The sequence below is a fragment of the Burkholderia sp. AU30280 genome, assembly GCF_020420125.1.
Classification (GTDB): domain Bacteria; phylum Pseudomonadota; class Gammaproteobacteria; order Burkholderiales; family Burkholderiaceae; genus Burkholderia.
On the sequence record NZ_JAIZRY010000002.1, the window covers coordinates 423,783 to 439,090 of the forward strand.

Below are 15,308 nucleotides of genomic sequence, written 5' to 3' on the forward strand. Positions count from 1 at the left end.
TGCGCGGCACCGGCGAGAGGCCGCCACGCAGGCCAGACAATTTTCCATGCACGCAACTGAGAGAGAAGAGAATCGATGATCTCCCAATCCATCTTCAAGGCATATGACATTCGTGGCGTGGTCGGTAAGACGCTCGACACCGACACCGCGCGCGGGATCGGCCGGGCATTCGGCAGCGAAGTGCGCGCGCAGGGCGGCGATGCGGTCGTCGTCGCGCGCGACGGCCGCCTGTCGGGGCCGGACCTCGTCGGCGCGCTGGCCGACGGCCTGCGTGCGGCGGGCGTCGATGTCGTCGACGTCGGCATGGTGCCCACTCCGGTCGGCTATTTCGCGGCGAACGTCCCGCTCGCGCTGAAGGGCGGCGAGCGTCGCGTCGATTCGTGCATCGTCGTCACGGGCAGCCACAACCCGCCCGACTACAACGGCTTCAAGATGGTGCTGCGCGGCGCCGCGATCTACGGCGAGCAGATCCAGGCGCTGTACCAACGCATCGTCGACGAGCGTTTCGAGACGGGCAACGGCTCGTACGAACAGTTCGACGTGGCCGACCAATACATCGCGCGCATCGTCGGCGACATCAAGCCGGCCCGCCCGATGAAGCTCGTCGTCGACGCCGGCAACGGCGTGGCCGGCCCGCTCGCGACGCGCCTGTTCAAGGCGCTCGGCTGCGAGCTCGTCGAGCGCTTCACCGACATCGACGGCACGTTCCCGAACCACCACCCCGATCCCGCGCACCCGGAAAACCTGCAGGACGTGATCCAGGCGCTGAAGGACACCGACGCCGAGATCGGCTTCGCGTTCGACGGGGACGGCGACCGCCTCGGCGTCGTCACGAAGGACGGCCAGATCATCTATCCGGACCGCCAGCTGATGCTGTTCGCGGAAGAAGTGCTGTCGCGCAACCCGGGCGCGCAGATCATCTATGACGTGAAGTGCACGCGCCACCTCGCGCAATGGGTGAAGTCGAAGGGCGGCGAGCCGCTGATGTGGAAGACGGGCCACTCGCTCGTGAAGGCGAAGCTGCGTGAGACGGGTGCGCCGCTCGCCGGCGAAATGAGCGGCCACGTGTTCTTCAAGGATCGCTGGTACGGCTTCGACGACGGTCTCTACACGGGCGCGCGCCTGCTCGAGATCCTCGCGAAGACGGCCGATCCGAGCGCGCTGCTCAACGGCCTGCCGAATGCGATGAGCACGCCCGAATTGCAGCTCTGGCTCGACGAAGGCGAGAACTTCCGCCTGATCGACAAGCTGCAGAAAGAGGCGAAATTCGACGGCGCCGAGGAAGTCGTGACGATCGACGGCCTGCGCGTCGAGTACCTGGACGGCTTCGGCCTCGCGCGTTCGTCGAACACGACGCCGGTGGTCGTGATGCGATTCGAGTCGGAGACGCAGGAAGGGCTCCAGCGCATCAAGGAAGACTTCCGCCGCGTGCTGACGGCCGCGAAGCCGGACGTCAAGCTGCCGTTCTGAGTGCCGGTGGCGGCGCGGCCGCCACTGGTGCTAAACGCCCCCAGGGCCGGGTCCGAAAAGCTGCGCACGCGCATCGCGTGAGACCGCTTTTCGCACTGTGTGCGGCTAGACTGCAATTCCAGTCGCAACGGGGCGGGTTTGTCCCTGTGCCGCAAGCATTCGATGTGATTTTGAGGCCCCGGGTTCTGTCTACGACCACGCCTGCCTGATCAGATCGAGCGCGTTGCGTTGGGCGGGGTGGCAATGTCGAAGTCGAGTGCAGCTTCGCATGGACCTCGCAATTTCAACTCCTCGCGCGCGGCGGTGAACGCTTGCCCCAAACGCTGACCGAATTTCGTTTCCTCGCCTTCGCCTGCCTGATTCACACCCGAATCATCGACTTTATTTATATAGGTTCATATCGGATCCGGAATCCAGGCGGGTCAGATAGCGCGCAAATACGGGAATATCTGGGTATTCGACGAGTCTAAAGGCTCCCGGGCTGGCATTCATGGCTATTCCGAATATCTGACTCATTCGATCGATGTGGAGTATGCCGACAAGGCGGCTAACACAGAGACGGGTTTGCGCCCTGTCATCACTGCGTTGGTTGGCGCAAGTCAGAAATGGCGGAGGATGCTACACAATGTCCAGTCCGAACATCCCCACCAGCTGTCAACAGAGCATTGACATATGGAAACGATTGCCGCAGGAGCGAGGTTCGATTCACCATATATAAATCAGGAGACAATCACCGAAGCGACGAGGCGCGTCGACGAGGAGGGCCGACGTCTCGGCGTCGGCGGCGGAGGTCTTCATTTCGATACAAGGCGTTTCGCGTTGACGGTCGAATACATGAAAGCGTTCGAGCTTCACCGAGGGTATTGTGTCGAAATCGGTAGCCTCGAATACTTGAGCTCCAAAGTGATATGGTCGTTCTTTCCAGGCTCAACCGTCCACGGCACCGAAAGCGACCTGCGATATGATCCGCTTCCTTTTGCTGACAATTCAGTCGACAACATAATCTGTACCGAGGTCATTGAACATATTTCGGATATTTCTTATCGGCAGGCGACGACGCTGAACGGAATATTCTTTTTCCTCGATGAGGTCTACAGGGTTCTTCGCGTTGGGGGGCGTGCGCTAATATCAACTCCGAATGCGGCCAGCCTATGGGCAATTCAGCGGGCGATGATGCAACAAGTGCCATTGATGTATGACTGGCACTTCCGTGAGTTCACGAAACACGAAATGCGTCAGATCGTTGAATATGCCGGATTTGAGATCGTTGAACATAACGCCGAGTTTGTATGGCATTTATGGGATTTCAGTCCGGTTGAAGAGTTCATGAGGAACTCAAGCTATGAATTGTCCGACCGGGGGGATGATCAGTTCATGATCATCGAGAAGCCGGCCCGGCGAATCCGGAGGCCGCACGATCTCAATCTGCCGTCCAAGAAAATCTGGAAAGAAGGTGGCCTGCGGCGGGTCAAGAATCAAATTCGACGAAAGCTATATAACCTCGACCTTAGGCTAAAGCTTGCGGCGAGGCGATTCGCCGGGCGTAATTAATTTACGAAACCAAATGTTCCCGCGGGGAGAAATCGGCGTAAGCATCCCCGCCGCTCGCCAGTGTCTAATCCGGCCCCTTGATGCGGCCACGTCTCGAGATCCTGCACGCAACCGAGTGAGACGGTATGCTGAACCGGTTCTGCGGCCGATTGTGATCAGCGCACGATGAGTGGACCGGGGGCGATTCGTGGTGTGAGAAAATTGGCGCAACCCGCAACATGCGCTTGCGCCCCTTCCCGATTCGACCCGTCAACATGCTCGGAGCACTCCGCACCTTTCTTGCGCTGATCGTCATGGCCGCCCATCTAGGGCGATGGACTGATCTCACGGCAACATATGCCGTGTCGACGTTCTTTGTGATCAGTGGCTATCTGATGACCGCAACGCTCCATCGCAATTATGGGTTCGGATCATCGGGATTCTTTCGATTCTTCCTGAACCGATTCCTGAGGCTCTATCCGATGTACTGGATTGCAGCTGGCATGTCGGTTTTGCTGATTGCCCTTGAGCCCACGCTTGCGGAGGCATATCACCGAAATTTTCTGTTGCCCGACTCACTGCGATCGTGGGCTCGCTTGGTCATGAACTGGTACTGGCGCCCGGATTTTCCCCTGCCCGGCAAGCCGAGCGTATCGCACATCGTGCCGCCGGCATGGGCGCTAGCCGTTGAATTTGCGATGTACGTGATGCTCGCATTGGGTGCTGCGCGCAACATCAAAACCGGCGTGCTGTGCCTGCTTGTCGGCGTGTTGTTCCATGTTGCGATGGCTCATGACGTGAACGAGCGGATATATGCGATACCTGCGGCTGCACTTCCGTACGGCATCGGAATATGCCTCTATTTCGCAGTCAAGGCATGTCGGGCTTCCGTCACTACGCATGCCTCGGTTACCGCTACGCTCCTGTACGCAGGATTTATATGTGCGCTGCATTTCCTCCCGCTCGATGCTGCAGGAATCCCTTACTACATGAATCTGGCGGGATTCGCGGTGGCATTCTTCTTCATCGCGTCCGCGACGGAAGGGCGCTATTTCAGATGGATCGATCGAAATATCGGAGGCCTGTCTTACCCGATCTATCTCATCCACTATCAGGCTGCCTTCGCCATCCAGCTCATTCTTTCTACGAAGGCAACTGGCTGGACGTTGTTCTGGTTCACGCTCCCCTTGGCGGTGGCTTTATCGGCGGCGCTCGAATATTTGAACAGGCAGATAGTTGATCCTTGCAGGAATGTAGTTCGCGCAAAAGGTGGCGTCCTGTCTGGCGGCGCACCGGACATGAGCCAATCAGGCACCAGGTGAATTCAAGGTGTCTAGCGGAAACCGAGCAGCGTAAGACGTCCATCGTGGATCAGCTTGCGCAGCATCATCCGCAGGTTGTGCGTGGCGCCGTACAGCACTGCGTGGATTGCGTCACCCAGCGCGCCCTTGAGTCAGTTCCGATCGAGTTTGCCGTCGATCGCAACGTCGTTGTAGTCGCCTTGTAAAGAGTTGCAGGTTTTACGCGCCAATATGCCCGTTCCCTGCAACTCCCGTATCGTTTCGACCTTGCAGCCTGGCTGTACATGCTTTCAAGGATTGTTCAGGGTCGACTACTTTCTCGGTTGAGTCGGTGAAGGCGACCAAGAATTCCATCGGGAACCTCGGAAAGTACAAGCAGCCATGCTGTCCCGTCGGCGTCATCTGTTCGCCAACACCGCACCTTCGTTCACCAGTATCGCGGACAGCTTTGCATAGTCGATGTTTTGAACATCGCTTCGCGAATCAATGGCGAGCGCTGCGGCGGCACCGGCCGCCTGACCGGTAATCATGAAGGTCGGCTCGACGCGTATCGATGAATACGCGACGTGCGACGCGGACAGTGCAACCGGCACGAGCAAATTCCGAATCTCGCTGTACTTGGGGGTGATCGATCGATACGAGATCGGGTACGGACGCGGCAGTGGCTGCCAAATGGCGCCTTCGGTACCGACCTGTCCGTCTACCGCAATACGATTGACCGTATGCTGATCGATTGGGAACGCACCGAGACCAATGGGATCCGGGATCCTGGTTTCCGTGTACAGATCGTGCTGTGTCATCACGTAGCTACCGACCATCCGGCGACTCTCCCGTACATAAAGGCGCCATGGGAACCCGCCGTTATCCTGGAACTCGTCCTTGCAGAACCCCCACGAGCGAACGTCTTCGCGTACGTTAGGCGGAATGCGGGGATCCGTCGCGAGAAACGTCAGGAGCGCCAGCGTATAACGCTTGTGCTCCGCCTCGATTTGACGACGACCGTTCGCATTCGCATTGGCATACTCCGCGCTTCCCTCGATCTCGTCCGTAGATAGCAGGCCGAGGCTATTGACGTCGAACTTGTTGTTGGGAATCGGAACGTTGGCGATGTAGTTGAACGTCTTGACGATTTCCGGGTGAGCCACGGCGACGCGCCCCAGCAGTTCGAATTCCTTGGGATCGTAGTTGGCCGGTTTGACGACGGGAATCTGGTTTCCCTTATCCGCAGTGAGGCAAAGTCGATAGCCATATGCCTGCACGGCCGAGTCTGCCGTGCCCGGCGCGCCGAGATTGTTGGGCGCCACATGCGGAAGCAATCCGCTGTCCGGGTGACCTGGCACAACGTAGGGATCCACGCGCGCCCCGTCCTTGATGGAAATGGGGCCAACGCCGGCGAGGGGTTCGCCATATTGTGATTTCGCTTCGCGCCCGAGCGTATGGTCGACGCCGGCCTTCTCGAGCAAATCGCCTTCGTAGCTCGCATCGATGAATATCTTCGCCGCGTAACTATGTCCGTTGCTCGTCTGGACGACCTTGATCTCGTGATTATCGGTTTGAACGCTCGCCAGTTCGGCACCGTATTCGACGGAAACGGACGGGGCGTCGGCAAGCATCTTCAGCAGAATGCTCTCGGCGACATGCGGCTCGTGAAATATGCCGCCCATCGTCCAGGTCTTCCCGTAGCGCGTGTTTACCGTGTCGACGAAACGATGCGCGAAACCGCCCATTGCCCATAGACGATCCTGGGGATAAGCGTCTGTCACGCCGATCCCGCTCGTCGTCATGCCACCGACGTGTTTCGTCGGTTCCAGAATGACGACCCGCTTTTTCAATTTCGCGGCTTCCAGTGCCGCGGATATACCGCCAGGCGTCGCACCGTAGACGAGAACATCGGCAGGGTCGGATCCTGGCGCCGGAACGGGCATGGCGACGGGCGGAGCGGGCGTCCCCTGTGTTTCATCGTCGGTACCGTGGCCGCATGCCGCGAGAATGAGCACCGAACCGACCAGCAGCAATCTGCTTGCAACACTATCGAATACTACGAACATGTGACTGCGCGAGTGTTAGAGAAATAGGTTTAGATGAATCGAGCGACGAGGAGCCGGGCTCGGCGAGCGCCTTTAATATTACGACGTATTAAAAAAGTTACGATGTATTACGAAAGGTGCGCGGAGTTTATCACTTGCGGATGACACAAAACTATCGCCTGAAACCCTGCGGATCCTTGCCGCGCGAGGAGTGGTGAAACGGGGCAGGAGAGGGTGAGGGGCAGATCAAGATGCTGGCAAACCGGGGGCGGGGGGCGACGAAGGCCGGCAAGCTGAAAGATGTCGTCGACCGACACCGGAAGCCACTGACAGAAATGGAGGCCGAGCTGGCACAGGTCAAGCGTTAGCTGGTCGAGGTCAGAACGGAGCGCGATCTCCTCAAAAGGTTCGAGACGTACTTCGCGAAGGCGTCGAGGTGAGGTGCGGATTGAACAAATGCGACGAGACTACCCCGTGCCGCCAGTGTGCCGAGTGCTGGGCGTACCGGTGAGCGGCCACCATGTATGGCTCAAGCGCAAGTCGCCCGAAAGAACGTAGCAGGAACTTCGCCCTGGAAGCGGAGGTGCTCACGGTCCACCGGCGAATCCGGGAAAGTTTTAGGCCCGAGCGCCTGCGGTGACATCTGGAGGAACGTGACGTGCGAATCGGCTTGCCCCGGGTCAAGAGGCTGCGCAGAAAACCGGGACAGCGCTGCCAAGCAGAAGCGCCGGTTCAAGGCCACGACGAATTCGAAGCACGGCCTGCCTGTCGCGTCGAATCCGCTGAACCAAGATGTCTCGGTGACGATGCCCAATCAAGTCTGGTGACATCACCTCTATCGCGATCGATGAGGGTTGGTTGTGTCCTGCCGGCCTGAGGGACCCGCACCGCGGTGAAATCGCCGGTTACGCGATGAGCGAACGGGTGACGAAACATCTGGTCACGCAGGACGTGTTTCGCGCTGTCGCGACTCGCCGGCCGCCTGCAGGTCTGATTCGCCACACTGATCGCGGGTCGTAACACTGTGCGTTGACCTATCAACTGCTCGTGAACCGGGTGACCGCTACTAATTCAGTCCGACCTCAGTTTTTCGCCTGATCGGCCCCCCGGGCGCGATAAAATCGCGTCTTTCTGCCTGTCGCCGGCTGCCTGCCGGCGTTTTTTCAGCGTGCAAAAGATCCTGATCGTACGCGTGTCGTCGCTGGGCGACGTCGTGCACAACATGCCGGTGATCGCCGATATCCGGCGCCGCCACCCCGATGCGCAGATCGACTGGCTCGTCGAGGAAAGCTTCGTCGACCTGGTCAAGCTCGTCGACGGCGTGCGCAACGTGCTGCCGTTCTCGCTGCGCCGCTGGCGCAAGAAGCCGTTCTCCGGCGCCACGTGGCGCGAGATTCGCACGTTCCGCCGGCGCCTTGCGGCCGAGCAATACGACCTCGTGATCGACTGCCAGGGCCTCATCAAGACGGCCTGGGTCGCCAGCTGGGCGCGCGGCCCGCTCGTCGGGCTCGGCAATCGTACCGACGGCGCCGGCTACGAGTGGCCGGTGCGCTTCATCTATCGCAAGCGCGTGCCGATCGCGCCGCGCACGCATGTCGTCGAGCGCTCGCGGCAACTCGTCGCCGCCGCGCTGGGCGACCCGGCGCCAACGCCGGCCGATCCGGTCGACTTCGGCCTCGATACGCGCGCGGCGGCGCTCGCGGTGGCCGCGCTCGGCCTGAACCTGCCGGTGCCGTACGTGGTGTTCGTCCATGCGACGTCGCGTGCCGACAAGCAGTGGCCGGACGCCGCGTGGATCGAACTCGGCCAGGCGCTCGTACGGCGCGGCGCGTCGCTCGTGCTGCCGTGGGGCAACGACGCGGAGCGCGCGACCAGCGAGCGGCTCGCGAAGGAGTTCGGCGCGGCGGCGATCGTGCCGCCGCGGCTGTCGCTGCCGGCGGTGGTCGGGCTGATCGACGGCGCGGCCGCGACCGTCGGGGTTGATACAGGTCTGGTTCACATCGCGGCCGCGCTGAAGCGTCCGACGGTCGAACTGTACAATTTCGCGACGGCCTGGCGGACCGGCGGCTACTGGTCGCCGAACGTCGTCAATCTCGGCACGGCGGGGCAACCCCCGTCGATCGCGCAGGTGAAGTCGGCGCTCGCGGGCTTCGGTCTCCTGTAACGCTGTCACACGCGCGAACCCACGCGAACCGAACATGAGCGAATCCCAGATCATCGAAGTCCCGTCCGCCGACTGGAGCGGACACAACCTGTCGGCGCCGCGCGAGCAGCTGCTGGCCGCCGTCGAGGAAGGCAAGGTGCTGTATTTCCCGCACCTGCGCTTCGCGATCGAAGGCGGCGAGGAAGCGCTGCTCGATCCGGCGCTCGCCGACCCGAAACGCAAGAACATCAGCCTCGCGCCGAACGGCGGCGCGCTTGCCGGCGTGCTCGGCGACAGCGTCACGCAGTCGGCGGTGCGCGCGCTCGTCGCGCGTTTCCAGCAGCAGGCCGGCACGCTCGTCGACGGCCTCTTTCCCGAATACCGCGGCAAGCTGCGCGTCGCGCCGACGAGCCTGCGGCTGATGCAGGTCGAGACGCGCCAGACGTCGTGGCGCAAGGACGACAGCCGGCTGCACGTCGACGCGTTCCCGTCGCGACCGAACTACGGCGAGCGCATCCTGCGCGTGTTCACGAACGTGAACCCGGCCGGCGTGCCGCGCGTGTGGCGCGTCGGCGAGCCGTTCGAGGATGTCGCGAAGCGCTTCCTGCCGCACATCAAGCCGCAGTTGCCGGGCGCTGCGTGGCTGCTGAACCTGCTGCACGTGACGAAGTCGCCGCGCAGCGCGTACGACCACCTGATGCTGAACCTGCACGACAGCATGAAGGCCGATCTCGACTACCAGAAAACCTGCCCGCAGCAGACGATGCCGTTCCCGCCGGGCAGCGTGTGGATATGTTTCTCCGATCAGACTTCGCACGCTGTGATGTCCGGCCAGTTCATGCTCGAACAGACCTTCTTCCTGCCGGTCGACGCGATGGTCCGCCGCGAATGCGCGCCGCTCGGCATTCTCGAACGCCTGAAGGGCAGGGCGCTGGTTTGAGCGCGCATCTTCTCCGAAGCAAGACAAGGGCTGTTACATGCTGAGGGCGATCTATCGCGCGTTGTGGTGGCTCGTCGCACCGATCGCCGTGATCCGGCTTTGCGTGCGCTCGCGCAAGGAGCGCGGCTATCGCGAGCACATCGGCGAACGGTTCGGTTACGTGGCGGGCCGCTCGCGCGACGACCGCGCGCCGCTGATCTGGGTGCATGCGGTATCGGTCGGCGAGACGCGCGCGGCGCAGCCGCTGATCGACGCGCTGATGCACGCACGCCCCGATGCGCGCATCCTGCTCACGCACATGACGCCGAGCGGCCGCGCGACCGGCGAACAGATCTTCGGCGACCGCGTGCTGCGCTGCTACCTGCCGTACGACATGCCCGGCGCGGTACGGCGTTTCCTGCGCGCGTGGCGGCCGACGCTCGGCCTCGTGATGGAAACCGAGGTGTGGCCCACGCTGATCGACGAGTGCCGCCGTGCGGACGTGCCGCTGGTGCTCACCAATGCGCGCATGTCCGCGCGTTCTTTCCGGCGTGCATCGAAGTTCGGCGCGGCGACGCACGACGTGTTCGGCGGCTTCTCGCGCGTGCTCGCGCAGAGCCCGGCCGACGCGGAGCGGCTGACGTCGCTCGGCGCACGCAACGTGACCGTGCTCGGCAACCTCAAGTTCGACATGGCGACGCCGCCCGAACTCGCGGCGCGCGGCCATGCGTGGCGCGACGCGATTGGCGCGCGGCCCGTGTGGGTTGCCGCGAGCACGCGCGAGAACGAAGAAGCGCTGGTGCTCGACGCCTTCGCGGCGATGCGCACGCCCGGTGCGCTGCTGGTGCTCGTGCCGCGTCATCCGCAGCGCTTCGCGGAGGTCGAGGCGCTCGTCGAGCGCAGCGGGCCCAAGTGCGTGCGGCGCTCCGTCTGGGCGGCCGACAAGGTGGCGCTCGCATCCGGCAGGCCGGCTGCCGAGCCGCTGCCGGACGACGTGACGGTGCTGCTCGGCGATTCGATGGGCGAGCTCGGCGCGTATTACGCGGCGGCCGACATCGCGTTCATCGGCGGCAGCCTGCTGCCGCTCGGCGGCCAGAACCTGATCGAAGCATGCGCGGTCGGCGTGCCGGTGCTGATCGGGAAGCACGTGTTCAACTTCACGCAGGCGACCGCCGACGCGGTCGCCGCCGGTGCGGCGCTGCAGGTCGAGGATCCGCTCGATCTCGCGCACGTGCTCGATGCGCTGTTCGCCGACAAGGCGCGGCGCATCGCGATGGGCGCGGCCGGCGCGGCGTTCGCGTCGCGCCACCGCGGCGCGACCGCACGCACGGTCGACGTGCTCGCGGCACTGCTGCCGCCCGCCGAGCGTGGCGGGCGCGCGCTGCAGGATGCGCAGGACACGTCCGACGAGTAGGGAAAGGCGGCGCAATGCCGCCGTGGGCATGCGTGGCGGCACCGTATCGCGCCGCCGCGCTGCTCAGACCGTCAGCAGGCCTTTCTTCTCGATGAACGCGATGACGTCCGCGACGCCTTCGAGCGCTTTCAGGTTCGTCATCACGTAAGGCCGCTCGCCGCGCATCTTCTTCGTGTCGGACGCCATCACGTCGAGGTTCGCGCCGACCAGCGGCGCGAGATCCGTCTTGTTGATCACGAGCAGGTCGGACTTCGTGATGCCGGGGCCGCCCTTGCGCGGAATCTTCTCGCCGCCCGCGACGTCGATCACGTAGATCGTCAGGTCCGACAGCTCGGGGCTGAAGGTCGCCGCGAGATTGTCGCCGCCCGATTCGATGAACACGATGTCGGTATCGGGAAAGCGCGACAGCATCCGGTCGACGGCCTCGAGATTGATCGACGCATCCTCGCGGATCGCCGTGTGCGGGCAGCCGCCCGTCTCGACGCCCATGATGCGTTCCTCGGGCAGCGCGCCCGCGACCGTCAGCAGCCGCTGGTCTTCCTTCGTATAGATGTCGTTGGTGATCGCGACGAGGTCGTACTGGTCGCGCATCGCCTTGCACAGCATTTCGAGCAGCGTGGTCTTGCCGGAGCCGACGGGGCCGCCGATGCCGACGCGCAGCGGCGGCAGTTTCTTCGTGCGGCGGGCGGGGGAGGGAGCAGGTGCGTTCATGGCGTGGGGCGTCGTGGTTCAGGAGCGGAACAACCGCGAATACTGGGTTTCGTGCCGCGCGGACAGGATGCCGAGCTGCGGCGCGAACGTGTTGACGGCGTCGGGCGGCGTCGCGAGCGCGCGGCGTACGGCCGCGTCGATCGCGCCGCGCAGCGCGACGATGATGCGTTGCCCGGCGAGCTGGCCGAGCGGCACGGCCTTCAGCGCGGCGGACGTCTGGTTCTCGACCCAGCCGAATGCGTACGCGGCGAGTACCGCTTCGGCGCTCGCGTCGTGCGCGGCGGCTGCGTATGCGAATGCAGTGGGCAGCGCGATTGGCGTCATCGCGGCGAGCGTCATGCGGCGCGCGGCATCGCCCCATTCGAGCGACGCGCAGAGCTGCGCGAGCGACCAGCCCATCTGTTCGGTCTCGCGGCGCAGTTCGGACGATTCGCGGCTCGCGATGAACCACGCATTCTCGGCGACGAGCGCCGCCGCGTCGTGCGCGTGCCAGCGCGCGAGCTGGTGCGCGAGGAACGGCAGCTCGCCGTGCGCGAGCACGTCGGTCAGGCCGCTCGCGATCCAGTCGCGCGCGGTATCCGCGTCGTGGATCAGGTTTGCGTCGAGCGCCGCTTCGAGCCCCTGCGAATAGCTGAACGCGCCGATCGGCAGCGCCGGCGACGCAAGGTGCAGCAGCGCGACGAGTTCAGTGGTGGTCATGGCCGTGGCCGTGCGCGCAACCGGGACCATGTTGATGGTCGTGGTCGTGGTCGTGGTCGTGGTCGTGCGAATGCGAGTGGCCGTGATGCTCGCCGAACACTTGCTGCGCGAGCGCGTAATCCTCGGCGAACGTCGCATCGTGCCCGTGCTTGTGGCCGCCGCCGTACGCGCCGGCTTCCGGCTGGAACGGCGCAAGGATCTCCTCGACCTGCGAGCCGAGCCGGCGCAGCATGTCCGCGAGCACCGGGTCGGCTTCGAGCTTCAGGTAGCCGTCGCCGATCTCGACCGGCGTGTGACGGTTGCCGAGGTGGTACGCGGCGCGCATCAGCGTGAGCGGATCGGCCGCGCGCACGCGCAGCACGGCTTCGGGCGCCGCGGCAATGCGCACGAGCGCGCCGTCGTCGGCGACGAGCACGTCGCCGTCGCGCAGGATCGTGCCGCGCGGCAGCAGGACCGCAACGTCCTCGCCGGTGTCGAGCGTCGCCGCGAGGCGGCTCTTGCAGCGGGCGTCGTAGGCGAGCGTGAGCGTCGGCGCGCGCGCGACGAGCGACGCGGCGAGTTTCACGTTCGGGGCAATGCGTTTGTCGAGGGTGCGCATGAAACGAAAAACCGGATATCAGAACAGGAAATAACGCTGCGCCATCGGCAGTACCGTGGCCGGCTCGCAGGTGAGCAACTGGCCGTCGGCGATCACGTCGTAGGTTTCGGGATCGACGCTGATCGACGGGCGCCATGCGTTGTGGATCATGTCGGCCTTCGTCACGTTGCGGCAGTTGCGCACCGGCACGATCCGCTTCGCGAGGCCGTAGCGTTCCGCGATGCCCGCATCGGCGGCCATCTGCGACACGAAGGTCAGCGACGTGCGCGCGAGCGCCCCGCCGCGGGTGGCGAACATCTCGCGATAGTGGACCGGCTGCGGCGTGGGAATCGACGCGTTCGGGTCGCCCATCTGCGCCATCGCGATCATCCCGCCCTTGAGGATCATCGACGGCTTGATCCCGAAGAACGCCGGCTCCCACAGCACGAGGTCGGCCCACTTGCCGGGCTCGATCGAGCCGACTTCGTGCGCGATGCCGTGCGTGAGCGCCGGGTTGATCGTGTACTTCGCGACGTAGCGCTTCGCGCGGAAGTTGTCGTTGCGTGCGTTGTCTTCCGGCAGCGCGCCGCGCTGCACCTTCATCTTGTGCGCGGTCTGCCAGGTGCGGATGATCACCTCGCCGACGCGGCCCATCGCCTGCGAATCGGACGACAGCATCGACAGCGCGCCGAGATCGTGCAGGATGTCCTCGGCCGCGATCGTCTCGCGGCGGATCCGCGATTCGGCGAACGCGAGATCCTCGGCGATCGACGGATCGAGGTGATGGCACACCATCAGCATGTCGAGATGCTCGTCGAGCGTGTTGATCGTGTACGGGCGCGTCGGATTGGTCGACGACGGCAGCACGTTCGATTCGCCGCACACCTTCAGGATGTCGGGCGCATGGCCGCCGCCCGCGCCTTCGGTGTGGTACGTGTGGATCGTGCGGCCCTTGAACGCGGCGACCGTCGATTCGACGAAGCCGCCTTCGTTGAGCGTGTCGGTGTGGATCGCGACCTGCGTGTCGGTGTCGTCGGCGACGGAAAGACAGTTGTCGATCGCGGCGGGTGTCGTGCCCCAGTCCTCGTGCAGCTTCAGCCCGATCGCGCCGGCCGCGATCTGTTCGACGAGCGGCTGCGGCAGGCTCGCGTTGCCCTTGCCGAGAAAGCCGAGGTTGATCGGCCAGCCGTCGGCGGCCTGCAGCATCCGCTCCATGTGCCACGGGCCCGGCGTGCAGGTCGTCGCGTTGGTGCCGGTGGCGGGCCCCGTGCCGCCGCCGAGCATCGTCGTGACGCCCGATGCGAGCGCCTCGTCGATCTGCTGCGGGCTGATGAAGTGGATGTGCGTGTCGATGCCGCCCGCGGTCACGATCAGCCCTTCGCCGGCGATCACTTCGGTCGCGGCGCCGATCGCGATCGTCACGCCCGGTTGAATGTCCGGATTGCCGGCCTTGCCGATCGCGGCGATGCGGCCGTGCTTGATCGCGATGTCGGCCTTCACGATGCCCCAGTGATCGAGGATCACCGCGTTCGTGATGATCGTGTCGGGCACGTCGGCGGCCACGCGCTGCGACTGCCCCATCCCGTCGCGGATCACTTTCCCGCCGCCGAATTTCACTTCCTCGCCGTAGGTCGTGAAGTCGCGTTCGATCTCGATCAGCAGTTCGGTATCGGCGAGCCGGACGCGGTCGCCCGTCGTCGGCCCGAACATTTCCGCGTACGCGCGGCGGCTCAAGCGTAGTGTCATGTCGTGCTGTTCCTGAAGAGAAGCGCGGGAGCGGCTCAGAGCGGCCCCATCACCTTGCCCTGAAAACCGTAGACGGCGCGCTCGCCCGCCAGCGCAACCAGCTCGACGGTGCGCGTCTGGCCCGGCTCGAAGCGCACGGCCGTGCCGGCCGCGATGTTCAGGCGAAAGCCGCGCGCGGCCGTGCGATCGAACGACAGCGCGTCGTTGACTTCGAAGAAGTGGTAGTGCGAGCCGACCTGGACCGGGCGGTCGCCCGTGTTCGCGACCGTCAGCGTGAGCGTTTCGCGGCCCGCGTTCAGTTCGTGCTCGCCGTCGTCGGTGAGGATTTCGCCGGGGATCATGCGGGGTGCCTCACGGAATCGGATGGTGGACGGTCACGAGCTTCGTGCCGTCGGGGAAGGTCGCCTCGACCTGGATGTCGGGAATCATCTCGGGCACGCCGTCCATCACGTCGTCGCGCGTGAGCAGCGTCGTGCCGTAATGCATGACCTCGGCGACCGTCTTGCCGTCGCGCGCGGCTTCCATCAGCGCGGCGGTGATGAAGGCGACCGCCTCCGGATAGTTGAGCTTCAGGCCGCGCGCGCGACGGCGCTCTGCCAGCAGCGCCGCCGTGAAGATCAGCAGCTTGTCCTTCTCTCGGGGAGTCAGTTTCATGAAAGAAAACGTTCAGGAAAGCGTAATTTTTATCGGTGCGCACGCACCGGGTGGACGCGCGGATCATCGTAGCACCGCGCTGTTTTGCGTGCGTCGTGTATCAGTTATGTAAGGAGC

At 64.1% G+C, this 15,308-nt stretch carries 14 protein-coding genes and 1 pseudogene; 7 read left to right on the forward strand and 8 right to left on the reverse strand.

Annotated features, from left to right (window positions below; genetic code table 11):
• Positions 1–75: 75 nt before the first annotated feature.
• Positions 76–1,470: a phosphomannomutase/phosphoglucomutase gene (locus tag LGN17_RS05970; RefSeq protein ID WP_226195531.1), complete on the forward strand. Its 1,395-nt coding sequence runs from the start codon at positions 76–78 to the stop codon at positions 1,468–1,470.
• A gap of 209 nt (positions 1,471–1,679) precedes the next feature.
• Here the strand turns inward: LGN17_RS05970 and LGN17_RS05975 are convergent, their stop codons facing one another.
• Positions 1,680–1,835, reverse strand: coding sequence for a hypothetical protein (locus LGN17_RS05975; RefSeq protein ID WP_226195532.1), 156 nt, complete (start codon positions 1,833–1,835; stop codon positions 1,680–1,682).
• A 307-nt stretch (positions 1,836–2,142) separates the two neighbouring features.
• Between LGN17_RS05975 and LGN17_RS05980 the strand changes: the two genes are divergently transcribed.
• Positions 2,143–3,021: a methyltransferase domain-containing protein gene (locus LGN17_RS05980; RefSeq protein WP_226195533.1), complete on the forward strand. Its 879-nt coding sequence runs from the start codon at positions 2,143–2,145 to the stop codon at positions 3,019–3,021.
• A 254-nt stretch (positions 3,022–3,275) separates the two neighbouring features.
• Positions 3,276–4,322 (forward strand): acyltransferase family protein, encoded by a 1,047-nt coding sequence (locus LGN17_RS05985; protein WP_226195534.1) that lies wholly within the window; start codon positions 3,276–3,278, stop codon positions 4,320–4,322.
• A 377-nt stretch (positions 4,323–4,699) separates the two neighbouring features.
• Here LGN17_RS05985 and LGN17_RS05990 read toward each other — a convergent pair whose 3' ends face one another.
• The gene (locus LGN17_RS05990) at positions 4,700–6,349 is read right to left on the reverse strand and encodes an FAD-dependent oxidoreductase (protein WP_226195535.1); all 1,650 of its coding nucleotides are present in this window, start codon (positions 6,347–6,349) and stop codon (positions 4,700–4,702) included.
• Positions 6,350–6,573: 224 nt separating this feature from the next.
• Here LGN17_RS05990 and LGN17_RS05995 point away from each other — a divergent pair.
• The 4 genes and pseudogenes from LGN17_RS05995 to waaA form a co-directional block, all read left to right on the forward strand.
• Positions 6,574–7,345, forward strand: a pseudogene (locus LGN17_RS05995) (IS3 family transposase); the annotation flags it as partial.
• Between the two features lie 151 nt (positions 7,346–7,496).
• A complete protein-coding gene (gene waaC, locus LGN17_RS06000; protein ID WP_226195536.1) occupies positions 7,497–8,492 on the forward strand; it encodes a lipopolysaccharide heptosyltransferase I in 996 nt (331 codons plus the stop codon).
• A 34-nt stretch (positions 8,493–8,526) separates the two neighbouring features.
• The gene (locus LGN17_RS06005; protein WP_089483544.1) at positions 8,527–9,411 is read left to right on the forward strand and encodes a Kdo hydroxylase family protein; all 885 of its coding nucleotides are present in this window, start codon (positions 8,527–8,529) and stop codon (positions 9,409–9,411) included.
• 37 nt (positions 9,412–9,448) lie between these two features.
• Entirely contained in the window at positions 9,449–10,804 is a 1,356-nt protein-coding gene (waaA, locus tag LGN17_RS06010) for a lipid IV(A) 3-deoxy-D-manno-octulosonic acid transferase (protein ID WP_226195537.1), read from the forward strand.
• A 63-nt stretch (positions 10,805–10,867) separates the two neighbouring features.
• On the opposite strand, the gene ureG is transcribed toward waaA, so the two are convergent.
• The 6 genes from ureG to ureA are packed head-to-tail and all read right to left on the reverse strand — an operon-like array spanning position 10,868 to position 15,191.
• Entirely contained in the window at positions 10,868–11,515 is a 648-nt protein-coding gene (gene ureG, locus LGN17_RS06015) for an urease accessory protein UreG (protein WP_226195538.1), read from the reverse strand.
• An 18-nt stretch (positions 11,516–11,533) separates the two neighbouring features.
• On the reverse strand, positions 11,534–12,214 hold the full coding sequence (locus LGN17_RS06020; protein ID WP_226195539.1) for an urease accessory protein UreF: 681 nt from the start codon (positions 12,212–12,214) through the stop codon (positions 11,534–11,536).
• Positions 12,201–12,812, reverse strand: coding sequence for an urease accessory protein UreE (ureE, locus tag LGN17_RS06025; RefSeq protein WP_264165844.1), 612 nt, complete (start codon positions 12,810–12,812; stop codon positions 12,201–12,203). The genes LGN17_RS06020 and ureE overlap by 14 nt, the downstream gene beginning before the upstream one ends.
• Before the next feature lie 18 nt (positions 12,813–12,830).
• Positions 12,831–14,537: an urease subunit alpha gene (gene ureC / locus LGN17_RS06030; protein WP_226195540.1), complete on the reverse strand. Its 1,707-nt coding sequence runs from the start codon at positions 14,535–14,537 to the stop codon at positions 12,831–12,833.
• A gap of 35 nt (positions 14,538–14,572) precedes the next feature.
• On the reverse strand, positions 14,573–14,878 hold the full coding sequence (locus LGN17_RS06035; protein ID WP_226195541.1) for an urease subunit beta: 306 nt from the start codon (positions 14,876–14,878) through the stop codon (positions 14,573–14,575).
• A 10-nt stretch (positions 14,879–14,888) separates the two neighbouring features.
• Positions 14,889–15,191, reverse strand: a complete 303-nt coding sequence (gene ureA, locus LGN17_RS06040) for an urease subunit gamma (protein ID WP_006406310.1) — start codon at positions 15,189–15,191, stop codon at positions 14,889–14,891.
• Positions 15,192–15,308 lie beyond the last annotated feature (117 nt).

Excerpts from the sequence above, each read along its gene's own strand:
- LGN17_RS05970 (WP_226195531.1), top strand. The coding sequence starts at position 76 with ATGATCTCCCAATCCATCTTCAAGGCATATGACATTCGTGGCGTGGTC.
- LGN17_RS05980 (WP_226195533.1), top strand. The coding sequence starts at position 2,143 with ATGGAAACGATTGCCGCAGGAGCGAGGTTCGATTCACCATATATAAAT.
- LGN17_RS05985 (WP_226195534.1), top strand. The coding sequence starts at position 3,276 with ATGCTCGGAGCACTCCGCACCTTTCTTGCGCTGATCGTCATGGCCGCC.
- LGN17_RS05990 (WP_226195535.1), bottom strand. The coding sequence starts at position 6,349 with ATGTTCGTAGTATTCGATAGTGTTGCAAGCAGATTGCTGCTGGTCGGT.
- LGN17_RS06005 (WP_089483544.1), top strand. The coding sequence starts at position 8,527 with ATGAGCGAATCCCAGATCATCGAAGTCCCGTCCGCCGACTGGAGCGGA.
- waaA (WP_226195537.1), top strand. The coding sequence starts at position 9,449 with ATGCTGAGGGCGATCTATCGCGCGTTGTGGTGGCTCGTCGCACCGATC.
- ureG (WP_226195538.1), bottom strand. The coding sequence starts at position 11,515 with ATGAACGCACCTGCTCCCTCCCCCGCCCGCCGCACGAAGAAACTGCCG.
- LGN17_RS06020 (WP_226195539.1), bottom strand. The coding sequence starts at position 12,214 with ATGACCACCACTGAACTCGTCGCGCTGCTGCACCTTGCGTCGCCGGCG.
- ureE (WP_264165844.1), bottom strand. The coding sequence starts at position 12,812 with ATGCGCACCCTCGACAAACGCATTGCCCCGAACGTGAAACTCGCCGCG.
- ureC (WP_226195540.1), bottom strand. The coding sequence starts at position 14,537 with ATGACACTACGCTTGAGCCGCCGCGCGTACGCGGAAATGTTCGGGCCG.
- LGN17_RS06035 (WP_226195541.1), bottom strand. The coding sequence starts at position 14,878 with ATGATCCCCGGCGAAATCCTCACCGACGACGGCGAGCACGAACTGAAC.
- ureA (WP_006406310.1), bottom strand. The coding sequence starts at position 15,191 with ATGAAACTGACTCCCCGAGAGAAGGACAAGCTGCTGATCTTCACGGCG.